This is a genomic window from Yersinia fenwicki (genome assembly GCF_043099325.1).
GTDB lineage: Bacteria > Pseudomonadota > Gammaproteobacteria > Enterobacterales > Enterobacteriaceae > Yersinia.
On sequence record NZ_CP170755.1, the window covers coordinates 87167 to 106042 of the forward strand.

Here is an 18876-nt window from a genome sequence, read left to right on the forward strand (position 1 = left end):
CTACGGAGTAACTGCCCATGCCAGCTCTAGCTATTAAGCGGTGGATTAAACGGATTGTACTGGTCTTGGTGGTTATATCACTCACCATACTGGCGATAAGAATTTATGATACACAACGCGGCCCGAAACTGGAGCTTTGGCATACGTTTGTTCCTCATGATATGCGCGCCGCTGAGATTGATAAAGCCAGTTGGGCGGATTACATAAAAGCTGAAAACAATATTTTCGATGAAGTTCGTACCAATGTTACCGAAAAACTGGAACCCAGAACTCAGGTTCCATTAAACCGTTATTATTCTGGTAGCTCAATTTATCCACCTCATTTTAAAAATGACTGGAACCGTTCTTATATTTTGCAACCCGAAGGTAAGCCTAAAGGTGCCGTAGTATTACTGCATGGCCTGACTGATACTCCTTATAGTTTGCGTCATATTGCAGAGAATTACCGTCAACGTGGATATGTTGCCATTGGCATTCGTTTACCTGCTCATGGCACGGTACCCGGTGCGTTGACTGATGTTGAATGGCAGGACTGGTTAGCGGCTACTCGCCTTGCTGTCCGTGAAGCCAAAGCACTGAGCGGCCCTGATTTACCATTGCATGTTGTTGGATTCTCCAACGGCGGAGCATTGGCAATGAAATATACACTCGACTCCCTGGATGACCCGAAACTGGCAAAACCTGAGCGCGTTATTTTGATATCGCCAATGATTGGGGTCACAAGCTTCGCGCGTTTTGCTGGCATAGCCGGTTGGCCTGCTATCTTCCCGGCCTTTGCCAAAGCGGCTTGGTTAGGGATTGTGCCCGAGTTTAATCCATTCAAATACAACTCATTCCCGGTGAATGCTGCCCGTCAGTCTTATTTGCTGACATCTGTGTTGCAGCAGCAAATTGCGCGTGATGCCCGAAATAATAAGATGGCGGAGTTACCTCCAATTTTGACCTTCCAGTCATTAATGGATTCAACAGTTAGCACCCGTGCTGTTGTGACGGCTCTTTATAATCACTTGCCTAAGAATGGCAGTGAAGTGGTGTTGTTCGACTTGAACCGCGCTGCAAGCTTCGGCCCATTACTAAGAACATCTTCTTATACGGCCTTGGCTCGTTTATTACCGCCACCACCGCGTAATTACAGCGTGACGATTATCAGCAATGTCTCACCACAAAGTAATGAAACCGTGGCGTTGACAACATTGGCTGGTCAAACCGACGAGACTTCAGCCCCGACCGGGCTGATTTATCCGCCAGATATCTTCTCGTTATCTCATGTGGCATTACCATTCCCAATGAGTGATTCACTCTATGGTCGCTACCCAGAACCGCGTGACCAATACGGTATCAGCCTAGGGACATTCGCCGCACGCGGTGAGCGGGCTGTTTTGGTGGTTGGGCTGGATTCACTGATGCGCATCTCATCAAATCCGTTCTACCCGTATATGTTGCAGCGCATTGACGACAAAATCGACGCTCCGGCTAAATGATCTTATTTTTCTAAATGATTGTGCTATTTAAGCCCCCTATTGGGGGCTTTTTCATAATGAGTGCCATACTTTCAAATCGTACATGTTCTCCATAATTATTGACCCTCAAAGGAAAGCACTATGTCTATCGAAAAAGTGGTATATCGTGCCAAAGCTAAAGCGACGGGTGGCCGTGATGGTCGGGCAACCTCCTCGGATGGCGTATTGGATGTAAAATTGGGTGTCCCTAAAGAGATGGGCGGCGCTGGTGGGGCCGTGACAAATCCAGAGCAACTGTTTGCGGCGGGTTACTCTGCCTGCTTCCTCGGGGCGCTGAAATTTGTGGCATCAAAAGAAAAAGTGAAAATTCCCGATGACGCCAGTATTGAAGGAACAGTAGGCATTGGCGCTATACCGACGGGATTTGGCATTGAAGTTCAACTGGATATTAGCTTACCAGGCATCGAGCGAAGTGTGGCTGAAGATTTAGTGAAAAAAGCCCATGTTGTATGCCCATACTCCAATGCCACCCGTGGCAATATTGATGTCACTTTGAATATCAAATAATTCTCTCTTCGCACGCAAAAGCCCATAAAAATTATTTTGTGGGCATATAATCCCCGCCATCATATTGCCTAATAAATACGCTGGTATATCGATACCGGACTATATGCCAGTTCTCAGACTGAATAGCCAAGATTGATTAGGATAATTCTTGTAACTGAAATCAATAGCGTGCTTATTGGCTTTACACTGAACCTGAGGAGGGGTTCACTGTCTGATGGATTCAAGCCGCAAATAGTGTCTCTGGAGACCCTGCGTTATATGGACAGAGTTAAATCTTTATCGCAGCAAAGTATTTCTTTGTTGTTGGCTGTTTATATTGGTATTTTCCTGAATATCTCTGTCTTTTATCGTCGTTTTGACACCTTTAGCCAAGGTATTCAAGGCATAAAAGTGGTGTCAGCTATCATCGAAGTGATGGCAATTATTCTGTTTACCTTTTTTGTTATGCGCATTATTTCCCTCGGTGGCCGATGGTTTTATCGCGTAGTCGCAACCCTTCTGGTATTAATTTCTGTCGCAGCCAGTTATTACATGACGTTTTTCAATGTGGTGATTGGTTACGGCATCGTCATATCCGTTTTGACCACTGATACTGACCTGTCTAAAGAGGTTATTGGACTCCATTTTATCATTTGGATGGTCGTCGTCAGCGCACTGCCTCTACTGCTTATCTGGAAAAATAGTTTACGACTCACTCTATTAGAGCAATTTTTGACTCCGGGTCAGCGTATCAAGCCAATCTTACTGATGGCGGTGGTGGTCGCATTGGTTTGGTTGCCCATTCGTTATCTGGATAAAGTACAGCACGCGGATGAACAATTGAAAACCGTGGATTTACCCAGTTATGGCGGGGTGGTTGCCCACTCATATTTACCTTCTAACTGGTTGGCTGCATTGGGTTTATACGCGTACACGCAATACGATGAGAAGTATGACGCGGCAACGTTGTATGACCCAGCGGAGCACCATACTTATGTCGCACCAGCCGGTATTGATGATACCTATGTTGTGTTTATTATTGGTGAAACCACCCGTTGGGACCATATGGGGTTGCTAGGATATTCGCGCGATACCACTCCACGTCTCAGTAAAGAAAAGAACTTAGTTGCTTTTCGTGGCACATCTTGCGATACCTCCACCAAACTTTCATTGCGCTGCATGTTCGTGCGTGAAGGAGGAACGGAAGATAACCCACAGCGCTCGCTGAGAGAACAAAATGTGTTCGCGGTGATGAAATCCCTGGGCTTCACTTCTGAATTGTTCGCCATGCAGAGCGAGATGTGGTTCTACAATAATGCGAGTGTTGATAATTATTCGTTTCGGGAATTAATCGCTTCTGAGAAACGTAACGATGATAAGCCAGTAGATGACATGCTGTTGGTCGATGAATTGAAAGAGTCACTCGGGCGTTATCCGGTTGGTAAGCATTTAGTCATACTGCATACCAAAGGGTCACATTATCTCTATTCGCAACGTTACCCTCGTAGCTATGCTCGCTATCAGCCTGAATGTATGGGTGTGGATGACTTTTGTAGTAAGCAGCAACTGATAAATGCTTTTGATAACAGCGTGCTATACACCGATTCGTTTATTGCCAATGTCATTGATCAAATGCGTGATAAGAAAGCGCTAGTGTTCTATGCTGCTGATCATGGTGAATCTATTGACGATAATTCTCACTTCCATGGCACACCACGTGAAATGGCACCGCCAGAGCAATTCCGTGTGCCATTAATGGTCTGGGCATCAGATAAGTTTCTGGCCCAACCGGGAAGCCTCACGGCTTTTGAGCAACTACAGGCAGAGCAGCGCGTCGGTAAAAGTCATCGTCAGGTTGAGCTGTTTGACTCTATTTTGGGGTGTTTAGGTTATACCTCACCGGATGGCGGAATTAATGCAGCTAATAACTGGTGTCAGGCACCAGGACGGCCTCCTCAGCCTGCAATATAATTAATGAGCGCAAGTAAAATCTGATACGGCATGATTTTTGATATCAATCTCATTGTCGCTTTGAGGGTGCGGTATACTCCAGTCCCGAATCCCTACCGGCTGGAGCCTTCTATGGCTTACCGTGTTGTCTTTATTGATGATCATGACATTGTGCGCTCAGGTTTTGCCCAGCTACTTGCTCTGGAAGACGATATTCAGGTGGTAGGAGAGTTTAGTTCGGCGAAACAGGCTCGAGCTGGGCTGCCCGCCTTGCAGGCCAATATCTGTATTTGTGATATCTCTATGCCTGATGAAAGTGGTTTGGATCTCTTGAAAGATCTTCCATCAGGTATGGGCGTTATTATGCTTTCGATGCATGACAGCCCGGCGTTAGTCGAGATGGCGCTGGAACGCGGTGCGCGTGGGTTTCTCTCCAAACGTTGTAAACCTGAAGATTTGGTTAATGCGGTACGCACAGTCGGCAGTGGCGGGGTTTATTTAATGGCTGAAATTGCCCAGAAATTGGCTCGCGTTGCTATTGATCCTTTAACCCGCCGTGAGCGAGAAGTTGCTGTGCTGCTGGCGCAAGGGATGGAAGTGCGTGACATCGCGGAATCACTTGGCTTGTCACCGAAAACAGTTCATGTTCACCGCGCTAACTTATTTGCCAAACTGGGTGTCAGTAATAATGTTGAATTAGCCAAGCAGGTGTTGAATCTATGATGCAACGCTTGATGATGTTGCTGGCATTATTGTTTATTTATATCACCGCCGCTTTCTGTTTATGGTCTGTTGGCACCTTGTTGGTTGACCGGCCTTTACAGGCCATGTTGTTATTCCCTTTTGGTCTGCGCATGGGCATTTTATTGCAAAGCCCACGGCAATATTGGCCGGGAATTCTACTGGGTGACGCATTACTTTGGTGGCTGCTCACTGATCAGTTTGGCTACTCTTATCGCTTGTTATGGACTGTAATTCCTCTGCTGTTGGCGACGACCTTATTAGCCGTTGTTGCTTCCCCTTGGCTATTACGTCACCAGAAAAATGACAGTGAATGGAAATGGCCCTTGATGCAGGGCGCAGTCATTATCGGTGCTGCATTGATACAGGCATTAGGATGGCAAATTGCCAGTGAACAAGGTGCGATGGCGCTATTGTTGGGGTTAGTTGGCGGTTTAACCATTGCGCCAATTTGCCTGCTATTGTGGCATTACTTGGTGCGCCAAATCTGGGCTCCACTTGAACCGGGGCTGATTCATAAACCGATTAACCTGCGTTTGAACCACATCATGTGGTATCTGCTACTGTTTGCGTTAAGTATCTGGTTACAACACCATATCACCGAGTCGGATTTATATTTATTCGCGCCTTTCTGCCTGGCAATTCCCATTGTATTTATGTCTTACCGTTATGGCTGGCAAGGGGCAGTGGTGGCCACTTTACTCAATGGCATGGTGCTATTGATTATCACTCCGGCAGAGTTAGATTCACACCGTGATTTGCTGTTATCACTCTTGGCGCAAAGTTTGACCGGTTTATTGCTGGGAGCCGGAATTCAGCGCCAACGCGAGCTAAATCTGCAATTACAAGTACGGCTGAATGAAAACCGCGAATTAGCCAAAGCGTTGGTGGTGGCAGAAGAACAAGCCCGTCGTAATGTGGCGCGTGAGCTGCATGATGAGGTCGGGCAGACGGTGACGGTTATCCGTACTCAGGCCAGTATTATCAAGCGACTGTCTACACAGGAGACAGTCCTAACCAGTGCCGGGATGATAGAAACACTGGCATTGCGGGTTTATGATGGCGTCCATGATGTTTTAGCCAAATTATGGCCTGCGGCATTAAATAACTTACCGCTATCGGCGGCCATTGCGGCATTAATGCGTGAACTTATTCCACAGGATCAATCCGTTGTTGGTGTATTGCATTGGCAAGTCGATGATAGCCCTATAGATGAGACCTTGAAGATCACACTGTATCGTATCTGCCAGGAAGGCATCACCAATGCGTATCGACACGGGGCTGCCAGCCGTATCGAGATCAACGCGCAGCAGGATAAACAGCAGATAACGTTGACGATTCGTGATAATGGGAAAGGCGTTGACTTGGCGACACTAACACCGGGCTATGGCTTAAGAGGTATGCAGTCGCGAGTCAGTGCGCTAGGTGGCAGTTTTACACTGAGTGTTGATAATGGCACCTGTTTAAATGTGATCTTGCCCACAATTTCTTTGCCAGCTAATGAAAACTAAGAAATATTCTCGTTTTTTACAGGTGTTTTTCTCATTAGTTTGGTGCGCGTGAGGAACATGATGACTCTACTTAAAAAATTTTCTGAGGTTCACATGTGGTTTTTCCTCAAAAGTCGCGATAACGTGCCGCCAGTGACGGAACAAGCGCAAATCGATTCGTCTTATAAATACTGGCGTATTCAATTAATGTGGACGATGTATATCGGCTACGCAGCTTTCTATTTCACCCGTAAAAGCTTCAATTTCATTATGCCCGCCATGCTCAGCGACTTAGGGCTGACGATGTCAGATGTTGGTATTTTGGGTACGCTATTTTATATCACCTATGGCTGTTCTAAATTTATTTCGGGCATGATCAGTGACCGGTCAAACCCGCGTTATTTTATGGGTATTGGCCTGGTTATGACCGGGATTATTAATATTCTGTTTGGTATGAGCTCGTCACTGTTAGTCTTCGGTGCTTTATGGATTCTGAATGCTTTCTTCCAGGGCTGGGGTTGGCCGCCATGCTCTAAGATTTTAACCAGTTGGTATTCCCGTTCAGAGCGTGGTGGTTGGTGGGCAATTTGGAATACGTCGCATAACTTTGGGGGTGCATTAATTCCCTTATTGGTGGGCTTTATTTCTCTGCATTTTAGCTGGCGCTACGGCATGATTATACCTGGCATTATCGGTGTCGTGATCGGCTTACTGATGTGCTGGCGGTTACGTGATAAACCAAGCACTATGGGGTTGCCAAGTGTGGGTAAGTGGCGCAATGATGCCATGGAGCTGGTACAAGAATCTGAGGGCCAGGGGTTATCGAATAAAGAGATTGTGAAGCGCTATGTATTAACTAATAAATATATTTGGTTATTGGCGGTTTCCTATGTGCTGGTTTATATCGTCCGCACCGCGATCAATGACTGGGGTAACCTCTATTTGACGCAAGAAAAAGGTTATTCATTAATGACGGCCAACTCGGCAATTTCATTATTTGAAGTGGGCGGATTTATTGGTTCGCTGGTTGCTGGTTGGGGATCAGATAAGTGGTTTCGCGGTAATCGTGGACCGATGAATCTGATATTCGCTATTGGTATCTTCCTTTCTGTTGCGTCATTGTGGATTATGCCGGGAGTCAGTTATGTCTTGCAGGCAGGGTGTTTCTTCGCTATCGGCTTCTTTATTTTTGGTCCTCAGATGCTGATTGGTATGGCAGCCGCTGAATGCTCACATAAAGATGCCGCGGGTGCTGCCACTGGCTTTGTCGGGTTATTCGCCTACTTAGGTGCGGCTTTATCAGGCTACCCTATTGCTCGCATTATGGAGATTTGGCACTGGAATGGCTTCTTTGTCGTTATTTCCATAGCGGCCTGTTTATCTGCTTTCTTCTTATTGCCATTTTTACGAGCACAATCGCCACAGTTGAAACAAGCTGAAGCTTGATTCTTATTCAACTGACTCAGTTTTAACCGCTGGTGATGCTTTTAACAACAGTCACCAGCGGCTTGTTAAAAAGTGATTGACGGCCCAAAGTCGTAGCAGTAAGATGCGCCCCAATTCGGCGAGTAGCGCAGCTTGGTAGCGCAACTGGTTTGGGACCAGTGGGTCGGAGGTTCGAATCCTCTCTCGCCGACCAAATTTAAGAACCCTGACAGCAGTGTCAGGGTTTTTTTTCGTCTTTATACTCGTATTAAAAAATTTCATTTATTACTAATTTATTGCGATATATATTTTATAATATGTAGGTGATATTTTATAACATTTACTTCCTCTTATTTAAAGCTGCTAATTGATATCGGTTTTAACCACTAGCGTACACGATATAATAACTACATTAACAATGTTATAAGAGGAATCATATGAACTACATTAATAGTGATATCAACAGACGTTTATCTTTGTTACCTCTCAGCATATTATTATCGCTATGTGATATTCCCTTATCTCATGCCACCAATATCATTGCGGATAAAACTGCAGCCAACAATCAACAGGCCAATATCAAGATAAAACCTAATGTATTATCTCTTGCTCCATGCCGTTCTGTCATAGGTTGTGGCGAAAAAACCACAATAAATATTCAATCACCAGATAAAAATGGATTATCACATAATAAATATACAAAATTTGATGTACCTCATCATAAGGATGTTGTTACCCTGAATAATGAGTTATCCAAGAGGAGAAATGGTAATCCAAATCTGGTTACGTCATCTGCAACTGTTATTTTAAATGAAGTGAGATCTTCACAAGCGACCCGCTTAGCCGGGAAAATTCAGCTTTTTGGCCAAGATGCGCATGTTATTATCGCCAACCCATCGGGTATTGATTGTCATGGTTGTTCATTTACTAATATGTCTCACCTGACACTGACCACGGGTATGCCCTACTTTAACCGTCATACTAAGCTGCAAGGTTTTAAGATATTCGATGGATATATCAATATCAACAATGGCATATCTTATCCATCAGGGTTGAACCACCAGGGGAGAGGTGAAAAATCTGCCTATCTCGATTTATTCTCTAATACCTTAAATGTAGATGGTAATGTGACTGCTGCTGATATTTTTATCATTGCCGGAAAAAATAAAATAAAGTTAGCATCTGCTGATAATAAAATGGGTATAACGCCGTTGATTTCCTATTTGAGTTCTTCTGGTTACTCTAAAAGTGTTGATGTCAGTGATATAGGAGGGATTTATGCGAATAAAATACGTATTGTCGCAGAAGGTAATATAAGAAATTTAAATGAAATTAAGTCCAAGGGAGTGATCCAGATGATATCAAGAGGAAATATTAAAAATAAGTCGGGTGGGCATATGACAGGTGAATCTGTGGAACTATATTCGATTAATAGCAAGATGGAAGTATTGTCACATAGTGAAAGTATTGCAAAAAAACCTGATAGTTATACTAAAAATAAGGATGGTACTTTTTCCTTTTTTGGGAAAATAAAACAATCAGAAATATGAATCAAGCCACTTCGAATTAAAAATCTTAAATAACTACATCTGTATTGGTTAAGTTATTAGCCACATGCTGTGGTCAATTGTTCTGTTGACAGAATTCACTCATGGCCTAATTGAAGTGGAGCTTGTTGTATGATGTTGAGAATAATCAATCAGGGGATTTCGATATTTTATGAAAAAATAGATGCAATGGCCGTCTTACTATCTTTTTTTATATCGATTATGCCCTTTACTGCTTATGCGAAAGTTAACCAACTTTCTGCACCGACAGGCATTGGGTCTTGTCTGGTTATTAAGCGTATCGAATTGATGAATATTGATGCCTTTCCGAATGCAGGGCGCTTAATACAATGGGCAACGCAGGCTCAAGGCAATTGTATGGATGAGAAAGGGTTATCATCCCTACGCGACACACTCCAATGGCAGCTGGTTGCTGATGGTTATATCACTTCGCATGTGGCTTTTACTGAAGATAGTTATGTGGATGGTACTTTATTTCTGACTTTAATTCCTGGACGTTTAGCTAGTATTGAACACCATGAAAATAGCCAAGATTATGCTCAGTTAAATACAGTGTTTCCTGGCCGGCAGGGGGATTTGGTTAATTTACGTAACCTTGAACAAGGGTTGGATAATTTACAGCGTTTACCTTCAGTGAATGCCACTATGGATGTGGTACTCAATCCTGAGGATTTGAGTAGTCAGATTATGGTGACTCGCCAGCAGTTACGTTTCTGGCGCATGAATGCTTTTCTCGATGATGCGGGACACTACGGTGTTGGTCGCTATCGTGCTGGTGCTACTTTATTTCTTGATAACCCACTATCGCTAAGTGATTTGGCTCATTTCTCTGCCAGTCGTGAGCTGGATAACCATCACGATAAAGGGAACCACAATTTTGTCCTGCATTATTCAATCCCTTTTGGATATTGGCTATTGAGTATGACGGCCAGCCAAGGAGCCTATTATCAATCTTTGTTGGTAGCCAATACCGCGTATAAATATCATACGTATTGGCGATCCCTGGATATGCAAATTCAATGGTTACTCATGCGAGGTAATAACTATAAAACGGTGGGCTATACTGGGGCGTTAATCCGTAAGTCCAACCGCTTTTTTGCTGATATAGAATTGGAAATCCAGCGGTCGGATACTGTTGACTGGCAACTCGGGTTACAACATCTTCACTATACTCGCTGGGCAACCATCAGTAGCGGGATTAACTATCAGCAAGGAACCCAATGGTTTGGCGCACGCCCATCACCGGGCAGGGATTCATTCTCAACGGCCCGGCTGATTAATATTAGCGCTTCACTGAATATTCCTTTTATGTTGGGTGAACATCATTTCCAATATGAGCCGACATTTGGCCAGCAATACACGCGATCGGCTGTCACTATGCAGGATAAATTTTCTATTGGCGGGCGAAATTCAGTGCGTGGGTTTACTACCGACAGTGCACTTATGGGGCAACAAGGCTGGTTTTTAAAAAATGATATCGCCTGGATGAATCAGCGACTCGCGAATCAACTCTATTTAGGGCTAGATTATGGCGAAGTGAGTAACAAAGGAGGGCAATTTTTACTGGGTGATCGTCTGATTGGTGCTGTAATAGGCGTTCGAGGATATTATCGGCGGTTGGGTTATAACATCAATATTAGCACCCCGCTTGATAAGCCAGCTCATTTTAATACTGATCCTATCGTCTTGGGTTTTATGCTCAATTGGCAATATTAGCTAATTGAACGGAAATTTTAAGGTAAATATGGAAAGAATATATATTTATTTTCTAGCCAGTATTTTTATTTACATAAGTCCTTCTTTATTAGCTAGGGTGATTGTTGATGCTCATGCACCCCATAACCAACAGCCAAGTGTAAATAAATATATTGAAGAAAGGAAAAACTGTAAGACGCAAGATGTTTATTGCCAGGGAGCAGTTTTTACCACTATTAATATCACCACACCAACAGCGCAAGGAGTATCACATAATAAATATGAAGAATTTAATTTATTATTCGGTCGTGGGCATAATAAGATTTTTTTTAACAATCTAAAAGTTGATGGGCCAGGCTTTGTTGGCAACCCCAATCTGGTTAATCAATCGGCAAAGGTTATTTTAAATGAAGTGACATCAGATAAACAAACCGAACTGTATGGAAGTTTAACTGTGATTGGTCCAGCAGCTCATGTGATTATTGCTAATCCATCAGGAATCCGCTGCAATGGTTGCCAATTTTATAATACCAACCATGTCACGCTGACTACCGGAACACCCGTATTTAGCCGAGTGGGTAATTTAATGGGTTATCACGTTGCGCAAGGTAATATCAGTATTGATAAGAATGGCTTAAGTCATAACGATGATTTTGGTACTTATCTGGATCTGTTTTCAACTTTGCTCATCATAGATGGTGAAATAAGAAGTGGCGATATCGCTGTTACCACAGGGAAGCTGAATGTCAATTTTGCCCCAATTGGAAAGTTATTAAATATCAAGCCAATATATGACTATATCGATGATAGCAGAACCCACATTGCCGTTGATGTTACTCAACTTGGTGGGATGTATGCTAATAAAATATTAATTTTTGCAAAAAATGGAGGCATAAAAAATAAAGGGACAATTGATGCTGGAACGATAGCCCATCTTATATCAACCTCATTTATTAATAATAGTAATGGCAGAGTATCTGCACCGAAAATAAAATTAAGAAGCAGTGGTAACATAGATAATGTCGGAGGGAGGATAAAAAGTGACAGGCAAGGCTTGAGTTATAAGGTTGGCGAGAAGTTTGGTATTAGAATTTCTGGGCATAACGTTAATAATAAAACAGGCAGTATTTATGCTAACAGTCGGCTAACGTCCATTACCGCTGATTACACAATTAATAATACGCGGGGTGTTATCAAATCGAATGCAAGTGTTGGATCTGCTGATATACAGCTAAAAACAAAAACAGTCGATAATAACCATGGGAATATCATTACCTCTCAAAATATCCTGATTGATACTAATGAGTTAAGCAATGATAAAGGCAGGATCGTCAGTGCATTTAGTGATATAGAGTTACGTTATAAAAGATTCCCCGGTGATGCAGGCGTGATACATGGTGGCCTCGATGTTATTCAAACCCTTAAGCCTTAAATGAACTCTATCACCCGAATCTGTACTCACTTCTTTTACTCTGACAGCATGATGCACTGATTTAGGGCGTCATTATAGTGCAGCCTATCTGAGAGCCATATCTGCTCTTGGTTAACATAGATAACCAGGCCTGCATTTCGCTTTTTTAACAGCACGCAAAATGTTTGAAATTCCGGCTGTATGTGACAAGGTTCACGTCACTTATCGGCTGTCACAACAGCATTTCCCTCTATTTTCTATCGATATTACAAAAAAATCTGAACAGATATGCAGCATTTAGCAACAAAGTTTTTTTGTTTGTCACTGGATGTTACAGCTGCTTTATTATCATTAGCCAGTTAATGCAACTAGTTCATGGCTAATAGCATAAATTTTAATGCTGATAATGTTAATGGGAAGTTTTTTTTATGTTTGCATACTGTTTCTCATTGTCTTGATAAATCCACTCAGACCGTATTGACGTTGTTACCAACTGTTGCCAAATTGGTACTCTCAGGGGTAGTCATCGAGAGTGATTTTGGGTGATTTCATACATTCAATGTTGCTGTCGCGATAACAATTATCCGACATCTCAATTCCGCATCCCTGCGGTTAATAGGCCAAAACGGTACAGTCCACGGACGAAAAAATTATAGGACTTGGCCGTACACACAACACACATCACCATAATGGAGCACAAGCGATGACGATTTCCTTGGGAAAAACAGGGATACTGAAATTCGGTATTGGGCTGATTGCACTGACCGTAGCGGCCAGTGTACAAGCGAAAACATTGGTATATTGTTCTGAGGGTTCTCCGGAAGGTTTCAACCCGCAACTTTTCACCTCTGGCACGACTTATGACGCAAGTTCAGTTCCTATCTATAACCGTCTGGTTGAATTCAAACTCGGGACCACCGAAATTGAACCCAGTCTGGCTGAGAAGTGGGAAGTGAGTGAAGATGGCAAAACTTACACTTTCCACCTGCGTAAAGGGGTGAAGTGGCAAGATAACAAAGACTTCAAACCGACTCGTGATTTCAATGCTGACGATGTGATTTATTCCTTTATGCGTCAGAAAGATGATAAACATCCGTACCATAAAGTATCTGGCGGCAGCTATGAATACTTCCAGGGTATGGGTATGGGTGATTTAATCACCAATATTGTTAAAGTTGACGACAACACGGTGCGTTTCGAACTGGCTCGTCCAGAGTCTCCATTCCTGGCCGATCTGGCAATGGATTTTGCGTCAATTCTGTCCGCCGAATATGCTGACAACATGTTGAAAGCGGGCACACCGGAAAAAGTCGATTTAAACCCTATCGGCACTGGCCCGTTCCAATTGCAACAGTATCAAAAAGATTCCCGCATCCTGTACAAAGCATTTGATGGCTACTGGGGTACCAAACCGAAAATTGATCGTTTGGTCTTCTCTATTACTCCTGATGCGTCAGTCCGTTACGCTAAGTTGCAGAAAAATGAATGTCAGATTATGCCGTACCCTAACCCGGCTGACATTGCCCGCATGAAAGAAGACAAAACCATCAATTTGATGGAGCAACCGGGCTTGAACGTCGGTTACCTCTCTTTCAACGTTGAGAAAAAACCACTGGATAACGTCAAGGTTCGCCAAGCGCTGACCATGGCCGTTAACAAGCAAGCGATTATCGATGCGGTTTATCAAGGGGCTGGCCAGGCGGCCAAGAACCTGATCCCACCAACCATGTGGGGTTATAACGATGACGTGAAAGATTACGCTTACGATCCTGCTAAAGCGAAAGAGCTGTTGAAAGAAGCCGGTCTGCCAGATGGTTTCGCCATCGACCTATGGGCAATGCCAGTTCAGCGTCCGTACAACCCAAATGCCCGTCGTATGGCTGAAATGATCCAGTCTGACTGGGCGAAAGTGGGCGTGAAAGCCAAGATTGTGACTTACGAGTGGGGCGAATACCTCAAGCGTGCCAAAGACGGCGAGCATGAAACTGTGATGATGGGCTGGACTGGGGACAATGGGGACCCGGATAACTTCTTCGCCACCCTGTTCAGCTGTGATGCGGCCAAACAAGGTTCTAACTACTCCAAGTGGTGCTATAAGCCGTTTGAAGACGTGATCCAGCCAGCGCGTGCTGAGTCTGACCATGACAAACGTGTCGCACTTTACAAACAAGCTCAGGTTGTGATGCATGATCAAGCGCCAGCGCTGATTGTGGCTCACTCAACCGTGTATGAGCCAGTGCGTAAAGAAGTGAAAGGTTATGTGGTTGATCCGTTAGGTAAACACCATTTCGACAACGTGTCCCTGGATTAATTTTAACCTTGTAGACAACCGGTGAATGTGTGGAGTACGCATATTCGCCGGTTTCTTATTTAGGTTAAGACAGATACAGATGTGAGCCATATAAGCTCTCCCAATAAGTGTTATTGTCGCAGAAATTTTGGGCATGGACAGCGCGCAAGCACCGGAGCGTACACGCAGTACGTGACGGTGGTGAGCACTGCCCTAGGTCAAAATGGCAAGTAAAATAGCTTATTGGGGAGGTTTAATAAGCTGGGTTGCCCACGAGCGGCCTGGCATTCTACACAGAGAGTTCGGGATATGTTGCAGTTCATACTCCGACGTTTGGGGTTAGTTATCCCAACGTTTATCGGCATTACTTTGCTGACCTTTGCTTTTGTTCATATGATCCCGGGCGACCCGGTGACCATCATGGCTGGGGAACGCGGTATCTCTACCGAGCGTCATGCTCAAATCATGGCGGAAATGGGGCTGGATAAGCCGCTTTATCAACAATACTTCCATTATGTGAATGGCGTATTACACGGCGATCTCGGCATTTCGCTGAAAAGCCGTATTGCTGTCTGGGAAGAGTTCGTTCCCCGCTTCAAAGCGACACTGGAACTTGGTATCTGCGCGATGCTATTTGCTATCGCGGTGGGTATCCCGGTTGGTGTGTTGGCAGCAGTCAAACGCGGTTCAATATTCGATCACACCGCCGTTGGGATCTCCCTGACTGGCTACTCGATGCCTATCTTTTGGTGGGGCATCATGCTGATTATGCTGGTTTCGGTGCAATGGAACCTAACCCCAGTCTCGGGGCGTGTCAGCGATACCGTATTCCTCGACGACAGCCTGCCGCTGACCGGTTTTATGCTGATAGATACCTTAGTTTGGGGTGAACCGGGTGACTTCAAAGATGCGGTGATGCATATGATTTTGCCAGCGATTGTATTGGGCACCATTCCTCTCGCCGTTATCGTGCGTATGACCCGTTCTTCCATGTTGGAAGTGTTGGGCGAAGATTATATCCGTACCGCGCGCGCCAAAGGTTTGAGTCGGATGCGAGTGATTGTAGTCCATGCCTTGCGCAATGCCTTATTGCCGGTGGTTACCGTGATTGGTTTGCAGGTCGGCACCATGCTAGCGGGCGCGATTTTGACGGAAACCATTTTCTCCTGGCCGGGATTAGGGCGTTGGTTGATGGATGCTTTGCAACGCCGAGATTACCCGGTGGTACAGGGTGGGGTGTTGCTGGTTGCGATCATGATTATTTTAGTTAACTTGCTGGTAGATGTGCTCTATGGCGTAGTTAACCCGCGTATTCGTCACAAGAAATAAGGGGCGCAGAATGTCTCAAATTACTGAGTCTACAGTAAAAAGTGCGCCGAAGCCGATGACTCCAATGCAGGAGTTTTGGCACTATTTCAAGCGCAATAAAGGGGCTGTAATCGGCCTGTTTTATATCATTATTATGTTGGTAATTGCCGCAGGTGCTACCTGGCTTGCCCCACATGGGCCAGCCGAGCAATTTCGTGATGCATTGCTAAAGCCACCCGTCTGGGAAGCGGGCGGTAGCTGGAAATTCATTCTCGGTACCGATGATGTAGGCCGCGATGTTTTGTCCCGCCTGATGTACGGTGCTCGCCTCTCGCTGTTGGTGGGTTGTCTGGTGGTGGTTCTGTCGCTGGTGATGGGCGTGGTTTTCGGTTTACTGGCCGGTTATTTCGGTGGGATTGTCGATGCCATCATCATGCGTGTGGTCGATATCATGCTGGCACTGCCAAGCCTGTTGCTGGCATTAGTGTTAGTGGCGGTATTCGGACCTTCCATTGTGAATGCCTCGTTGGCGCTAACCTTTGTCGCCTTGCCGCACTACGTGCGATTGACGCGAGCCGCCGTGCTGGTTGAGGTGAATCGCGACTACGTCACGGCCTCAAGAGTGGCCGGTGCGGGCGCGATGCGCCAAATGTTTATCAATATTTTGCCAAACTGCCTTGCACCGTTGATCGTGCAGGCTTCTCTCGGCTTCTCTAACGCCATTCTGGATATGGCGGCTCTCGGCTTCCTCGGCATGGGTGCACAACCGCCAACACCAGAGTGGGGCACCATGCTCTCTGATGTGTTGCAGTTTGCCCAAAGTGCCTGGTGGGTTGTGACCTTCCCCGGTGTGGCGATTCTGCTGACGGTTCTGGCGTTTAACCTGATGGGGGACGGCCTGCGTGATGCTCTCGACCCCAAACTCAAGCAGTAACAGAGGTAGAGAGAGATGGCACTTTTAAATGTAGATAAATTATCGGTGCATTTCGGTGACGAAGATGCGCCGTTCAAAGCCGTAGATCGTATCAGTTACAGCATTGAGCAAGGTCAGGTGGTCGGAATTGTCGGTGAATCTGGCTCTGGTAAATCAGTTAGTTCATTGGCAATCATGGGGCTGATTGATTATCCCGGAAAAGTGATGGCCGATAAGCTGGAGTTTAATGGCCGCGACCTGACCAAGATTTCTGAAAAAGAGCGACGTCAATTAGTGGGCGCGGAAGTGGCGATGATCTTCCAAGACCCGATGACCAGCCTTAACCCGTGCTATACCGTCGGTTTCCAGATAATGGAAGCGCTGAAGGTACATCAGGGCGGCAATCGTAAAACGCGTCATCAGCGGGCAGTAGATTTGCTGACATTGGTGGGTATTCCTGACCCGGCGTCGCGTTTGGATGTGTATCCGCACCAGCTTTCCGGCGGGATGAGCCAGCGCGTGATGATTGCTATGGCTATTGCGTGTAAGCCAAAGCTGCTGATCGCCGATGAGCCGACAACCGCGTTGGATGTGACCATTCAGGCGCAAATTATTGAGTTACTGCTGGAATTACAGCAGCGCGAAAATATGGCGCTGTTGCTGATTACGCATGACCTGGCACTGGTGGCTGAAGCGGCTCATCATATTATTGTGATGTATGCCGGTCAGGTGGTAGAAACCGGTAAATCGTCGGAAATCTTCCGTGCGCCGCGCCATCCATACACCCAGGCCTTGTTGCGGGCGTTACCGGAGTTTGCGCAGGATAAAGCGCGGTTGGCATCATTACCGGGTGTGGTTCCGGGTAAATATGATCGTCCTGAGGGCTGTCTGCTTAACCCGCGTTGCCCGTATGCCAATGATCGCTGCCGCCGTGAAGAACCTGAACTGTTGGGGCCAGCGGGGCGTCAGGTTAAATGCCATACACCGCTTGATGATGCGGGGAGGCCGACCCTATGAGTCAACCTACTGATATGAAAAATGAATCACAGGCAACCAAGCCACTGTTACAAGCCATTGATTTAAAAAAATACTATCCGGTCAAAAAAGGGTTATTTGCGCCGGAACGTCTGGTTAAAGCTCTGGATGGTGTTTCATTCACTCTAGAGCGCGGCAAAACATTGGCGGTGGTTGGCGAATCGGGTTGTGGGAAATCCACTCTCGGCCGCTTACTGACTATGATAGAAATCCCAACCGGCGGTGAACTTTACTATCAAGGTCAGGATTTGCTCAAACCAGATGAAAGTGCTGAGAAGCTGCGGCGACAGAAAATCCAGATTGTGTTCCAGAACCCTTATGGTTCGTTGAATCCCCGTAAGAAAGTGGGGCAGATCCTGGAAGAACCGCTGCAAATCAATACCAAACTTAGCAGCAAAGAGCGCCGCGAAAAAACATTGGCGATGATGGCGAAAGTCGGCCTGAAAACCGAGCATTATGACCGTTATCCGCATATGTTCTCCGGTGGTCAGCGCCAGCGTATCGCCATTGCGCGCGGGTTGATGTTGAATCCGGATGTGGTGATTGCCGATGAACCGGTTTCTGCGCTGGATGTGTCGGTGCGGGCACAGGTATTGAACTTGATGATGGATTTACAACAAGAGCTGGGGCTGTCGTATGTTTTTATCTCCCATGACTTGTCAGTGGTTGAACATATTGCCGATGAAGTGATGGTGATGTATCTGGGGCGTTGTGTTGAAAAAGGCAGCAAAGAGGCCATTTTCAATAATCCGCGTCACCCTTATACGCAAGCATTGTTATCTGCTACACCACGATTGAATCCGGATATGCGCCGCGAGCGTATTAAGTTGACCGGTGAGTTACCAAGCCCAATGAACCCACCGCCAGGTTGTGCGTTCAATGCGCGTTGCCGCCGGGCATTTGGCACTTGCACTCAGTTACAGCCGCAACTGAAGAAGTATGGCGACCAAATGGTAGCTTGTTTTGCTATTGATCAGGATGAAGCAGAAAAGGTCAGCGGCGCTTAGCCGGATGCAGTAATGATGAGCGGAGAGTGTCGCAAGA

The 18876-nt window shown here is 45.6% G+C and carries 14 protein-coding genes and 1 tRNA gene; all 15 read left to right on the forward strand.

Going from position 1 to position 18876, the window contains the following annotated elements; all coding sequences use genetic code 11:
• Positions 1-17 precede the first annotated feature (17 nt).
• Entirely contained in the window at positions 18-1481 is a 1464-nt protein-coding gene (locus tag ACF3VQ_RS00380) for an alpha/beta hydrolase (protein WP_392432959.1), read from the forward strand.
• A gap of 120 nt (positions 1482-1601) precedes the next feature.
• Entirely contained in the window at positions 1602-2027 is a 426-nt protein-coding gene (locus tag ACF3VQ_RS00385; protein WP_004875517.1) for an organic hydroperoxide resistance protein, read from the forward strand.
• A gap of 258 nt (positions 2028-2285) precedes the next feature.
• A complete protein-coding gene (gene eptB, locus ACF3VQ_RS00390; protein ID WP_392432960.1) occupies positions 2286-3977 on the forward strand; it encodes a kdo(2)-lipid A phosphoethanolamine 7''-transferase in 1692 nt (563 codons plus the stop codon).
• Between the two features lie 111 nt (positions 3978-4088).
• Entirely contained in the window at positions 4089-4679 is a 591-nt protein-coding gene (uhpA, locus tag ACF3VQ_RS00395) for a transcriptional regulator UhpA (RefSeq protein ID WP_392432961.1), read from the forward strand.
• Positions 4676-6208: a signal transduction histidine-protein kinase/phosphatase UhpB gene (gene uhpB, locus ACF3VQ_RS00400; RefSeq protein ID WP_392432962.1), complete on the forward strand. Its 1533-nt coding sequence runs from the start codon at positions 4676-4678 to the stop codon at positions 6206-6208. The genes uhpA and uhpB overlap by 4 nt, the downstream gene beginning before the upstream one ends.
• Positions 6209-6301: 93 nt before the next feature.
• Positions 6302-7633: an MFS transporter gene (locus tag ACF3VQ_RS00405; protein ID WP_392432963.1), complete on the forward strand. Its 1332-nt coding sequence runs from the start codon at positions 6302-6304 to the stop codon at positions 7631-7633.
• Between the two features lie 116 nt (positions 7634-7749).
• Positions 7750-7826: transfer RNA gene (locus ACF3VQ_RS00410), tRNA-Pro, on the forward strand.
• A 223-nt stretch (positions 7827-8049) separates the two neighbouring features.
• The gene (locus ACF3VQ_RS00415; RefSeq protein WP_392432964.1) at positions 8050-9162 is read left to right on the forward strand and encodes a filamentous hemagglutinin N-terminal domain-containing protein; all 1113 of its coding nucleotides are present in this window, start codon (positions 8050-8052) and stop codon (positions 9160-9162) included.
• A gap of 219 nt (positions 9163-9381) precedes the next feature.
• The gene (locus ACF3VQ_RS00420; protein WP_392435754.1) at positions 9382-10896 is read left to right on the forward strand and encodes a ShlB/FhaC/HecB family hemolysin secretion/activation protein; all 1515 of its coding nucleotides are present in this window, start codon (positions 9382-9384) and stop codon (positions 10894-10896) included.
• Positions 10897-10924: 28 nt separating this feature from the next.
• Positions 10925-12307, forward strand: a complete 1383-nt coding sequence (locus ACF3VQ_RS00425; protein ID WP_392432965.1) for a filamentous hemagglutinin N-terminal domain-containing protein — start codon at positions 10925-10927, stop codon at positions 12305-12307.
• Positions 12308-12989: 682 nt separating this feature from the next.
• On the forward strand, positions 12990-14597 hold the full coding sequence (gene dppA / locus ACF3VQ_RS00430) for a dipeptide ABC transporter periplasmic-binding protein DppA (RefSeq protein ID WP_392432966.1): 1608 nt from the start codon (positions 12990-12992) through the stop codon (positions 14595-14597).
• A 288-nt stretch (positions 14598-14885) separates the two neighbouring features.
• Positions 14886-15905 (forward strand): dipeptide ABC transporter permease DppB, encoded by a 1020-nt coding sequence (gene dppB / locus ACF3VQ_RS00435; protein WP_019081650.1) that lies wholly within the window; start codon positions 14886-14888, stop codon positions 15903-15905.
• 10 nt (positions 15906-15915) lie between these two features.
• Positions 15916-16818 carry a dipeptide ABC transporter permease DppC gene (gene dppC / locus ACF3VQ_RS00440; protein ID WP_392432967.1) on the forward strand — a complete coding sequence of 301 codons (903 nt, stop codon included), beginning with the start codon at positions 15916-15918 and terminating at the stop codon, positions 16816-16818.
• Positions 16819-16833: 15 nt separating this feature from the next.
• Positions 16834-17814 carry a dipeptide ABC transporter ATP-binding protein gene (dppD, locus tag ACF3VQ_RS00445; protein ID WP_392432968.1) on the forward strand — a complete coding sequence of 327 codons (981 nt, stop codon included), beginning with the start codon at positions 16834-16836 and terminating at the stop codon, positions 17812-17814.
• Between the two features lie 14 nt (positions 17815-17828).
• A complete protein-coding gene (gene dppF / locus ACF3VQ_RS00450; RefSeq protein WP_392435756.1) occupies positions 17829-18839 on the forward strand; it encodes a dipeptide ABC transporter ATP-binding subunit DppF in 1011 nt (336 codons plus the stop codon).
• Positions 18840-18876 lie beyond the last annotated feature (37 nt).